This is a genomic window from Bacillus cereus group sp. BfR-BA-01524 (genome assembly GCF_022662595.1).
GTDB classification, from domain to species: domain Bacteria; phylum Bacillota; class Bacilli; order Bacillales; family Bacillaceae_G; genus Bacillus_A; species Bacillus_A thuringiensis_S.
This window is the reverse complement of sequence record NZ_JAKUDW010000033.1, coordinates 1-12,080: the sequence shown is the minus strand read 5'-3', so window position 1 is coordinate 12,080 and position 12,080 is coordinate 1. Positions and strand designations below refer to the sequence as shown.

Sequence of the window (12,080 nt, the reverse complement as noted above, 5' to 3'; positions counted from 1 at the left end):
TGTCGAGCGAACTAACTCCCCTAACTCATCACTTATCCCCTAATTCCTTATATAGGGAGATAAATTCTATATTCATACCTATTTACACGGTATAAAAAAAAGGCGCCTCTGTCATATTGACAGAGACGCCTTTTAAGCGCGGTTCCACTCTGTTTAGGCTTAAAAAAGCCTCAAACTCATCCATGATAACGGTGTACACCGCTTCTGCTTACTTTGCATCCTAAGACGTCCCACGAAACAATTCGCTGTTCAGCAGAAGACTCGAAGGGGCATTTCAAAAATCTGCTTATAAACCACTCCCAGCCTAAAGGTGGTTCTCTCTGTAAAAAGCCTGATTTTCTACTTCTCCTTCTCGTCGCTTTTCCTTATTAGGTTTTAGGTATACTTATTATATTTCTAAACCTAGAAAATGTTAACCAATTACTTTTTGAAGACGATTTAAAACTTTTTCTTTTCCAAGAAGTGCAATAGCATTCGGAAGCTCTGGACCATGCGTTTGTCCTGTAGTTGCAACACGGATTGGCATAAATAAATTTTTACCTTTATGTCCTGTTTCCTTTTGAACTGCTTTAATTGCCGCCTTAATTGCCGCTGGCTCCATTTCTTCTAAAGCTTCTATTTGACCAGCAAATGCACGAAGTACTTCAGGTACTTGTTCACCATTTAATACTTCTTGTCCTTCTTCTTCATAATCAACATGATCTTTAAAGAACATTTCAGAAAGCTCTACAATTTCAGCCCCAAAACTCATTTGTTCATGGTATAAAGCAATCACACCACGGATCCAAGCTTGGTCTTGTTCACTTAAAGTTTCTCCCACACGTCCAGCTTTCACTAAATGCGGTAAACTTAACTCTACAACCGTATCTAAATCTTGCTTTTTCATATACTGGTTGTTCATCCATTTTAGTTTTTGGGAATCAAATAATGCAGGTGATTTTGATAAACGAGCTGCATCAAACATTTTGATAAACTCATCTTGAGAGAAGATTTCTTCTTCACCTACTGGTGACCAACCTAATAGCGCAATAAAGTTAAAGATTGCTTCTGGAAGATATCCAAGCTCTTTATATTGCTCAATAAATTGAATAATAGATTCATCACGCTTGCTTAATTTTTTGCGACTTTCATTTACAATTAAAGTCATATGACCGAATTGTGGGATATCCCAACCGAAAGCTTCATAAATCATCATTTGTTTGGGCGTGTTTGAAATATGATCATCACCACGAAGTACATGTGTAATCTCCATTAAGTGATCATCTACTGCTACCGCAAAGTTATAAGTTGGGATTCCATCTTTTTTCACGATAACAAAATCACCAAAATCATTTGAATGGAATGCAACTTCGTCTTTTACGATGTCTTTGAATGTGTAATCACGATCAGCTGGTACACGGAAACGAATACTCGGAATACGTCCCTCAGCTTCAAATTCTTTCATTTGTTCTTCAGTTAAATCACGGTGGTTACCTGCATAACGAGGTGTTTCACCACGCGAAATTTGACCTTCACGCTCTGCTTCTAGCTCTTCTTCTGTCATATAACATTTGTAAGCTAAACCACGCTCTAATAAATCTAGATATAATTTTTTATAAATATCTAAACGCTCTGTTTGACGATATGGTCCAAATTCACCACCAACATCAACACCTTCATCCCAGTCCATACCGAGCCATTTCAAGTATTTTAATTGGCTTTCTTCTCCACCAGCCACGTTACGTTTCACATCAGTATCTTCAATACGAATAATAAACTTGCCATCTAAATGACGAGCAAATAAATAATTAAATAATGCCGTACGCGCATTTCCGATATGTAAGTGTCCTGTTGGACTTGGCGCATAGCGCACTCTCACTTGCTTTTCCATAATTGGTACACCTTCCATTCTTAATGTCTACACATTCTATAATTGTACAACAAAAAAATGTGATTATCCATCTTACGAATTAAAAACCATTATTTTTTCTGTAATAATACCACTGCTTGAGAAGCAATTCCTTCTTCCCTACCTGTAAATCCTAATTTTTCTGTTGTTGTTGCCTTTACATTAATGTTATCTATAGACGTTTCTAACAGTTCACTAATACGTTTACGCATACTTTCAATATGCGGTGCCATTTTCGGCTTTTGAGCAATAATTGTACAATCTAAATTCCCTAACTCGTAACCTTGTTCACGCACAAATGCCCAAACTTTTTGTAACAATACAGCTGAATCTGCATCTTTAAAAGCTGGGTCTGTATCTGGAAAATGCTTTCCGATATCTCCTGCTGCAATAGCACCTAAACATGCATCAGCAATCGTATGTAACAATACATCTGCATCTGAATGACCGATTAATCCTTTCTCGTGTGGAATTGTAATTCCGCCAATAATTAACGGTCTACCTTCCGCAAATTCATGCACATCAAAACCTTGTCCAATTCGAAACATTCTTTACATCCTCCTTGAGCTAAACCACTGAGCTTTATGACTCTATATTATATTGATATCCTTACAAAGAAAAGCCCGGCCATTGCCGAGCTTTCCTTTGTTATACACCATCACGGCTATTTTTTCTGAACATGAAGGAAACTTTCAGCAATTAGTAAATCCTCTGGAGTCGTCACTTTAATATTATAGTAACTCCCCTCTACCACACCTACTTGCTTACCAATGCGTTCCACGAGACTTGCATCATCTGTACCAAGAAAACAGCTCTGTTTTGCACTTCTATGAGCTTCTAACAAAAGAGAAACAGAGAACCCTTGCGGTGTTTGTACAGCCTTAAGCTGAGATCGTTCTACCGTTTCGACAACAACACCTTGCTCTACTTTCTTAACTGTATCCTTTACTGGCACTGCACAAATGGAAGCTCCATATTTTTCTGCTGCTGTTAATACATTTTGAATCACTTTATCCGTTACGAATGGGCGCGCTCCGTCATGCACAAGAACATATTCAACATCACTCGCATGCTGAATCGCATTATATACACTATCTTGTCTTTCGGCTCCACCCTGAATAAATTGTACCTGTTTTTCAATTGGATACTTCTGCATTAATTCTTCAAAATACGGGCGTTCCTCTTCGTTAATTGCCATAACAATACTTTTGCACGCTTTATCTCCTTCAAAAGCACGTAATGTATGCACGATAATCGGTACTTCATTTATAAGTAAGAACAACTTATTTTTGCCAGCACCCATCCGCTTTCCTTGGCCGGCTGCCGGAATAATTAATGTATACATATTAATAATCCTCTACCTATAATGCTTTTTCTAATAATTTACGTTTCGCGAAAATCATACGACCAGCCGATGTTTGTAATACGCTAGTAACCAGCACATTAAGTTGCGAACCTACATACTCTCTACCATCTTCTACTACAATCATCGTACCATCATCTAAGTACGCAACACCTTGGTTTTGCTCTTTACCATCTTTCACAACATAAACATTTAATTCTTCGCCAGGGAGTACAACTGGTTTAATTGCATTAGCTAAATCATTAATGTTTAACACCGTTACTCCTTGTAATTCAGAAACTTTATTTAAGTTGAAATCATTCGTTACTACAGTTCCACCGGTGATTTTTGCTAACTTTACAAGTTTGCTATCCACCTCTTGGATATCCTCGAAATCGCCTTCATAAATTTCTACCGGAATCGGCATCTCTTTTTGAATACGATTTAAAATATCTAGCCCTCTGCGACCACGATTACGCTTTAAAGCATCGGAAGAATCGGCAATATGCTGAAGCTCTTCTAATACGAATTGTGGAATCACAATTGTTCCTTCTAAAAACTTCGTTTGGCAAATATCAGCAATACGTCCATCAATAATTACACTCGTATCGAGAATTTTCCAATGAGCCGTAGATTTTTCTACCTCTATCTCTTCGTTCTCACTATTGTTTTTCTTCTTACCTCCACGTTGGGGTAATGTAAATAATCCTAGCAATTCATTCCTCTTTTTAAATCCTACTTGGAATCCTAAATATCCAAGTAAAAGAGTAAAGAACACTTGCAACACCGTGCTAATAACTGGAATTGTAAATTCACGAATTGGTATTAAAATTAAATATGCAACAATAAGACCAGAGATCAACCCTAATGTACCAAATAAAACATCTGCTACAGGCGCCTTTACAAGAGCCTCTTCAATATGCTTAATAAGTTGAACAATATAATCTACAAGCCAAAATGTTGTTAAAAATAAAATAATTGCACCAATAATTGCACGAACATACGATCCTTCCAATAAAGGAACCGCACCGATGTCTAATACATTAATAACTTTTGGGATTAAGTAAATCCCTAACGCTCCCCCGATTACTAGAAAGAAGAGCTGTACGATCCGTTTTAACATCCAACCACCTCCTACTCATTATTAACCATTGTTTCGCTAATCAAAACGCCGAATGCAAAAGCGGACGTGTTTTTTTATAAATAGTTTTATTTACCAATATATCATATCATATACCAAAAATGTTCTAGTGTCGTTATATTATAGAATCAATGTAATATTCTTAATTGTGTCTACTCATATAGAGATGCTCTTGAATTCTTTTTAGGCCTTCTCGTATTTTCTTCGCCCTTACTTCTCCAATTCCTTCCACATCATCCAATTCATGAATAGTCGCACGACAAACTCCTTGCAACGTTTTGAATCGATTAATTAAATTTTCAATAATAAGTGGCGGAACACGAGAGATTTTGCTTGTAATTCGATATCCCCTTGGCGTCACACTTTCTTCTAAACTGGTTTGCCCTGGGTAGCCAAGTAATTTAACTAAATCACTATCCTCTAAAAGTTGTGTATTTGCAAGGTCCTGTAACCTTTTCAAAATTTGATGATGGTCTTGTGTTTTCTCCTGATGGTAATCTTTAATTAACAATGCTGCCTCTGCCTCTAAATCAGCTAGTAATTCTGTAAGTTGTAAACGGATTAACCTACCTTCTGTTCCTAGCTCATGAATATAGCTCAATATTTCATTTTTAATACGCAGTACCATTTCAACACTATGTAAAACGTGAACTACCTCGGACATTGTAACGACCTCTTCAAATTCTAGAATGCCCAAATTCGTAATACCATCATTCCATACAGCCTTATATTTTTCTAACGTTTGAATAGCTTGATTTGCCTTTGTTAAAATAACACCTATATCTTTTAGTGTATAACGTAAGTTCCCTTGATATAGCGTAATTACGTTACGTCTTTGTGAAATGGCCACAACAAGGCTTCCAGTCTGCTTCGCTACACGTTCTGCTGTTCGGTGACGCATACCTGTTTCAATAGAATCAATAGATGCCTCTGGAACTAACTGTGCATTCGCTATTAAAATTTTACTTCCCGTTTCATTTAAAATAAGTGCCCCGTCCATTTTTGCTAATTCATATAAACTAGCAGGAGAGAATGCACAATTAATGTGAAAACCACCATCAACAATACTTTTAATCTGCTCATTATATCCAAGAACAATTAGTCCCCCTGTTTGCGCGCGAAGTACATTATCTATCCCTTCGCGCAATGGTGTTCCTGGGGCCACGAGCTGTAAAATATTAATCATACTTTTGACACGTTGCTTATTTTCTTCCATAGCCTAGCCTCCTAATGTCAAACGAAGCGCTTCCCCTAAATTAGAAACACCTACAACCTCAATCCCATCCGGAATTGTCCATCCTCCTAAGTTTTTTCTAGGAATAATTACACGTTGAAATCCTAATTTAGCTGCTTCTTGTACACGTTGTTCAATTCTTGATACTCTTCTTATTTCTCCAGTTAATCCTACTTCTCCTATTACTGCATCAGCTGGTGCCGTAGATTTATCCCTAAAACTTGAGGCTATACTTAAAGCCACCGCTAAATCAATTGCCGGTTCGTCTAATTTCAAACCACCAGCTACTTTTAAATATGCATCTTGATTTTGCAATAGTAAACCTGTTCTTTTTTCTAATACTGCCATAATAAGCGAAACACGGTTATGATCAATTCCTGTCGCCATTCTTCGAGGATTTCCAAAACTAGTAGGGGAGATTAATGCTTGTATTTCTACTAAAACCGGTCTTGTTCCTTCCATTGAAGCAACTACTGTTGATCCTGCAACACCAACCGGCCTTTCCTCAAGGAAGATTTCAGAAGGATTTAAAACTTCCGCAAGACCAAGCTCTTTCATTTCAAAGATACCCATTTCATTCGTGGAACCAAAACGGTTCTTCACAGCTCGTAAAATACGATACGTATGGTGTCGGTCTCCTTCAAAATAAAGAACTGCATCGACCATATGTTCTAACATACGAGGTCCTGCAATTGCTCCTTCTTTTGTCACATGCCCAACAATGAAAATAGGGATTCCTTTTGTTTTTGCAAGTTTCATTAATTCTGCTGTGCATTCACGTACTTGTGCCACACTTCCTGGGGCCGACGTCACTTCAGGTAAATGTATCGTTTGAATAGAATCAATAACAACAAAAGCTGGATTCATCTCTTCAATATGTGCTGCAATACGCTGCAGGTCTGTCTCTGCTACAACAAATAGATTGCTACCCTTTACATGCAAACGATCTGCACGAAGTTTAATCTGCTTTGCGGACTCCTCACCCGATATGTATAATACATCATATGAAGAATCTGCTAATTGCGATGAAATCTGTAATAGTAATGTTGATTTTCCAATCCCAGGGTCTCCACCAATAAGTACTAAGGACCCATCTACAATTCCGCCACCAAGCACACGGTTAAACTCTTGAAATTCCGTTTCAATACGTGCCTCAGACTTTGTTTCTACTTCGGTAAGACGTCTTGGTTTTGTTACTTCCGTTTGAATTGCATTCGCGTAATTAAGGCGCCTGGATGATACAACTGGCTCCATTTCTTCAACAAGTGTATTCCATTGACCACATCCAGGACATTTACCCATATATTTTGGTGACTGATAACCACATTCTTGACATATAAATTTCGTTTTCTTTTTAGCCATACCTTTTTATAGTTCACTTCACTTTCGTCTATAAACGTTTATCCTTCTCGTACAAGAAAGAGGGCTATCGCGTAGCCCTCTTTGTTTGTCTATACTTATTTTACCTTTTCTGCACTATGAATGACAAATGATTCTCCTTCTACATCAAAGATAACTTTTTGTCCTTTCTCAATAGCACCTTTTAAAAGTTCTTCTGATAGTCTATCTTCTACATGTTTCTGAATTGCTCTACGAAGCGGACGAGCACCGTACTCACGATCAAATCCTTTATCAGCAATAGCTGAAATTGCCCCTTCTGTTAAGTGCAACTCGATTTCTTGTTCTTTTAAGCGATTCACTAACTGATTTACCATAAGAGTTACAATCTCTTGAATATGTTTTTTCTCAAGCATATGGAATACGATAATTTCATCAATACGGTTTAAGAATTCTGGACGAAATGCCTTTTTCAGCTCATCCATTACTTTACCTTTCATATCCGAATAATCACGGCTTTCATCTTGTACATTAAATCCAAGATGTTTGTTACGTTTTAACGCCTCGGCACCAACGTTAGACGTCATAATAACAATCGTATTACGGAAATCAACTGTACGTCCTTTAGAATCTGTTAAACGACCATCTTCTAATACTTGTAGTAAAATATTAAACACATCCGGATGAGCTTTCTCTACCTCATCTAATAAGACAACTGAATATGGCTTGCGACGAACTTTCTCTGTTAATTGTCCACCTTCTTCATATCCAACGTATCCTGGAGGAGAACCAACTAAACGGGAAGTAGAATGCTTCTCCATGTACTCTGACATATCGATGCGAATCATTGCATCTTCATCACCGAACATAGATTCTGCCAGTGCTCTTGCAAGTTCTGTTTTACCTACACCTGTTGGCCCTAAGAATATAAATGAACCAATTGGGCGCTTCGGATCTTTTAATCCTGCTCTTGCACGACGAACAGCTTTTGCTACAGCTACTACTGCTTCATCTTGACCAATCAAACGATCATGAAGAATGGATTCTAAATTTAATAATTTATCAGTCTCTGTTTGTGCAAGTTTAGAAACTGGGATACGCGTCCATGTAGAAACGACATTTGCAATATCTTCTACCGTAACCTCTGAATTTTCTTTTCCTTGTTGCTCTTTCCATTGACGTTTTGTATCTTCTAACTTCTCACGTAAGCGTTGCTCCATATCACGTAAGGATGCAGCCTTTTCAAATTCTTGACTTTGTACAGCTGCATCTTTTTCTTTTCGAATCTCCTCAAGCTTCACTTCAAGCTCTTTTAAGTTTGGTGGTGTTGTATAAGAACGTAAGCGAACTTTTGAAGCAGCTTCATCAATTAAATCAATTGCTTTATCCGGTAAAAAGCGATCTGTAATATAACGATCTGAAAGTTTTACAGCTGCATCAATAGCGTCATCTGTAATAGATACACGGTGATGCGCCTCATAACGATCACGTAAACCTTTCAAGATTTGAATCGATTCTTCTAAACTTGGCTCATCAACATGAATTGGTTGAAAACGTCTTTCTAAAGCCGCGTCTTTTTCAATATATTTACGATACTCATCTAAAGTTGTTGCCCCAATACATTGTAACTCTCCTCGTGCTAAAGATGGTTTTAAAATATTCGATGCATCGATTGCACCTTCTGCTCCACCTGCACCAATTAATGTATGAAGCTCATCAATAAATAGAATAATATTACCTGCTTGGCGAATTTCATCCATCACTTTCTTTAAACGATCTTCAAATTCACCGCGATATTTCGTTCCAGCTACCACTGTACCCATATCTAGTGTCATAACACGCTTATCTCTTAAAGTTTCAGGAACTTCATTATTTACAATTTGCTGTGCTAATCCTTCTGCAATTGCCGTTTTACCTACACCAGGCTCACCAATTAATACTGGGTTGTTTTTCGTTCTACGGCTTAATACCTCAATTACACGTTGAATTTCTTTACCACGTCCAATAACAGGGTCTAAGCGATTTTCACGCGCAACAACTGTTAAGTCCCTTGCTAAACTGTCAAGTGTCGGTGTATTTGCATTTGCTGCTGAACCACCTTGATGACCTGAACTAGCTTCATTACTTCCAAGAAGTTGTAAAACTTGCTGTCTTGCTTTATTTAGACTTACACCTAAATTATTTAAAACACGTGCGGCTACACCTTCACCTTCACGGATTAAACCGAGTAAAATGTGTTCTGTTCCAACGTAAGAATGGCCTAGCTTACGCGCTTCATCCATAGATAATTCAATAACCTTTTTAGCACGAGGTGTATAATGTACAGTTTGAGAAGCTTCTGTTCCACGCCCAATTAACGCTTCTACTTCTTTTTGAACTTTCTCTGGACTTAATCCAAGAGCAATTAATGCTTTTGCTGCAATTCCTTCACCTTCGCGTACAAGCCCAAGTAAAATATGTTCTGTTCCAATATTATTATGCCCAATACGAATTGCTTCCTCTTGAGATAAAGCTAATACTTTCTGTGCTCTTTCTGTAAATCTTCCAAACATCATAGAAATCGCCTCCTACTTGCGCTTAGTTTTTTTCAATACGTAATCGCTCACGGATTAAGGTTGCTCTTCGATAATCTCTTTCTTCTGGCCCTAAAGGTCCACCTGCGTATTGTTGTAAAATACCTGGTTGCGTAAGAACCATTAGCTCCGTCAAAATATTTCTCGATATACCTTTTATATATCCTAGATCAATACCAAGTCGTACATCCGATAAGCAATTAGCTGCTTCTGCAGATTGAATTAAACGACTGTTTGCTAGTATGCCGTAAGAACGATAAACCTTATCTTCAAGTTCAATACTTGAATTTTGTACAATTAATTCTCTAGCCATTTTTTCTTGCTGTATAATCTGTTGAATGACACTCTTTAAATCTGCAATAATATCTTCTTCAGACTTTCCTAGCGTCATTTGATTTGAAACTTGAAATATATTACCTAACGCTTCGCTACCTTCACCGTATATTCCTCTTACTACTAACCCTAATTTTTGAATTACTTGTATAATACGGCTAATTCTTTTTGTTAAAACCAGTCCCGGTAAATGAATCATCACAGAAGCTCTCAACCCTGTGCCAACATTAGTAGGACAACTCGTAATATATCCAAGTGATTCATCAAAAGCGTATTCAACTTCTTTCTCAATCCAATTATCTATTTGATTGGCACTTTTAAGCGCCTCCGATAACTGTAATCCTGAAAATAGGCACTGAATCCGAATATGGTCTTCTTCATTAAGCATAACACTAATATGCTCACTTTCTGATAGTAGACATGCTCCATATTCTGTCCCTGCAAGATTTGGACTAATTAAATGCTTTTCGACTAAAACTCTCCTTTGAAGAGGGGTTAATTCATTCATCTTTAATAGTCCAAACTCCCCAAAGGATCCTACTGCTTTATTTATAAATTTCTTTTTAAATAATTCATGAATCTGTTTAGCTTCTTCTTCGTTTTGCATAGTGGAAAATTGATATTGTTTAAAATTACGAGCCAAACGAATTCGACTACTTAAAACAATATCAGAATCAGGGCCATCCCCCTTCATCCATGGACTAATTGCTTCGTTCATAATTTTGTCCAGTGACATAGAACTATTCCCCCTCTCTATGCTCACTAAGCTGTATTTCAAGACCTCGAATCTTATCTCTTACCTCTGCAGCTTTCTCAAATTCCTCTTTCTGTACGTATTGTTTCAGAATGAGTTTTAGTTCATCTAATTCTTTCTTTAAGTGGATATTTCCTTCTATACGCTCCGGAATTTTTCCACAATGATCTGTATGCCCACCGTGAAGGCGTTTTAATAATGGCTTTAAATGCTCCTTAAATGTATCGTAACAAGAAGAACAGCCAAAACGTCCAACTTTTGTAAATTGTTCATATGTCATCTTACAATCTGGACACCTTACTATATCTGCATTTGAAAATCCATTTTTTCCTTCTTCAAACATTGTTGATTCACCGTGTAATAAACCAGCAAATAAATCATGAAATGAAAAGTTAGACTGCGATGATTGAAAGAAAGACGTATAGCCACTTTGCTCTGCACATTGCTCACAAAGATGAACTTCCGCCTTCTTCTCGTTAATTACTTTTGTATAATGTAAAGTTGCTGGTCTTATGTTACAGTTTTGACAAGTCATCACTATCCCCACCTTTACAACAGAAACGCTCTATCTCATGGTACTTTTCATACATTACTAGATTGTTCGCTTTCCTGAATCCGTTTAAATAAAAGTGCATGTTCTTTTTCAAAACTTCTACAATATTTAACTGCTTTATCTTAGTTATCAATCTTTTACAAAAGTTATATTTATTTATATTTCAGTGTTCTTAACATTGCGCATAATATTCGAGCCCTAAGTTCATCTCGAGAAGGAACATCCATTGATAATACAGAACGGTCTATTACACTTAACATCAGTTTCGCTTCACGATTTGTTATGATTCCCTCTTCTATTAAACGTATAATCATACTTTCTGCATTCCCTTGCGCAACGCTATGATCAATCATATGAAGCATTTGATCAATAATGTCTATATCATCATGCAGCTTGACTTTTATAATGCGAATGTAACCTCCTCCACCACGTTTACTTTCTACTACAAATCCTCTTTCTAACGTAAAACGGGTATTGATTACATAATTGATTTGAGATGGTACGCACTCGAATCGATCCGCAATCTCATTTCTCTTGATTTCAATCACATTATTATTACTTAAGTCAATAACTTGCTTTAGATATTGCTCAATGATATCAGATATATTTCTCATTTATCCGCCACCTTTATTGACTTTGACTATCTTTGACTTTAATTATATACGTATTAATAAAATTTGCAACTCTTTTGCTTATTCACTATCCTAGCCACATTCCCCTGTATTTAATCAAAATATAAATACTTTAAACACATTTTTTATTACTATGGATTATAAAATAAAACACGAAAAAACACGAGTCATTTGACTCGTGTTTTAGTTGCTTGGCGACGTCCTACTCTCACAGGGACAAGGTCCCAACTACCATCGGCGCTAGAGAGCTTAACTTCCGTGTTCGGTATGGGAACGGGTGTGACCTCTCTGC

10 protein-coding genes, 1 rRNA gene and 1 other annotated feature are annotated in these 12,080 nt (G+C 37.1%); all 11 genes read right to left on the bottom strand.

The genetic code is table 11. From position 1 onward, the window contains the following. Positions 1-118 precede the first annotated feature (118 nt). Positions 119-365 (bottom strand) — a binding site (T-box leader). A gap of 47 nt (positions 366-412) precedes the next feature. Continuing rightward, positions 413-1,870, bottom strand: coding sequence for a glutamate--tRNA ligase (gene gltX, locus MR170_RS13950; protein ID WP_029441422.1), 1,458 nt, complete (start codon positions 1,868-1,870; stop codon positions 413-415). A gap of 89 nt (positions 1,871-1,959) precedes the next feature. Beyond that, a complete protein-coding gene (ispF, locus tag MR170_RS13945) occupies positions 1,960-2,436 on the bottom strand; it encodes a 2-C-methyl-D-erythritol 2,4-cyclodiphosphate synthase (RefSeq protein ID WP_016084030.1) in 477 nt (158 codons plus the stop codon). A gap of 116 nt (positions 2,437-2,552) precedes the next feature. Further along, on the bottom strand, positions 2,553-3,233 hold the full coding sequence (gene ispD / locus MR170_RS13940) for a 2-C-methyl-D-erythritol 4-phosphate cytidylyltransferase (RefSeq protein WP_016084031.1): 681 nt from the start codon (positions 3,231-3,233) through the stop codon (positions 2,553-2,555). Between the two features lie 16 nt (positions 3,234-3,249). Beyond that, positions 3,250-4,353, bottom strand: a complete 1,104-nt coding sequence (locus tag MR170_RS13935) for a PIN/TRAM domain-containing protein (protein ID WP_016084032.1) — start codon at positions 4,351-4,353, stop codon at positions 3,250-3,252. Between the two features lie 160 nt (positions 4,354-4,513). Continuing rightward, positions 4,514-5,587, bottom strand: a complete 1,074-nt coding sequence (gene disA, locus MR170_RS13930; RefSeq protein WP_016084033.1) for a DNA integrity scanning diadenylate cyclase DisA — start codon at positions 5,585-5,587, stop codon at positions 4,514-4,516. Between the two features lie 3 nt (positions 5,588-5,590). Beyond that, positions 5,591-6,967 carry a DNA repair protein RadA gene (gene radA / locus MR170_RS13925; RefSeq protein ID WP_016084034.1) on the bottom strand — a complete coding sequence of 459 codons (1,377 nt, stop codon included), beginning with the start codon at positions 6,965-6,967 and terminating at the stop codon, positions 5,591-5,593. Between the two features lie 95 nt (positions 6,968-7,062). Continuing rightward, entirely contained in the window at positions 7,063-9,498 is a 2,436-nt protein-coding gene (clpC, locus tag MR170_RS13920; RefSeq protein ID WP_016084035.1) for an ATP-dependent protease ATP-binding subunit ClpC, read from the bottom strand. A gap of 22 nt (positions 9,499-9,520) precedes the next feature. Then, positions 9,521-10,585, bottom strand: coding sequence for a protein-arginine kinase McsB (gene mcsB / locus MR170_RS13915; RefSeq protein WP_242308475.1), 1,065 nt, complete (start codon positions 10,583-10,585; stop codon positions 9,521-9,523). A 4-nt stretch (positions 10,586-10,589) separates the two neighbouring features. Next, positions 10,590-11,138, bottom strand: coding sequence for a protein-arginine kinase activator protein McsA (gene mcsA / locus MR170_RS13910; RefSeq protein WP_016084037.1), 549 nt, complete (start codon positions 11,136-11,138; stop codon positions 10,590-10,592). 170 nt (positions 11,139-11,308) lie between these two features. Next, positions 11,309-11,770 (bottom strand): transcriptional regulator CtsR, encoded by a 462-nt coding sequence (gene ctsR, locus MR170_RS13905; protein ID WP_001244560.1) that lies wholly within the window; start codon positions 11,768-11,770, stop codon positions 11,309-11,311. Between the two features lie 207 nt (positions 11,771-11,977). Further along, positions 11,978-12,080 (bottom strand): 5S ribosomal RNA (gene rrf / locus MR170_RS13900); the annotation flags it as partial.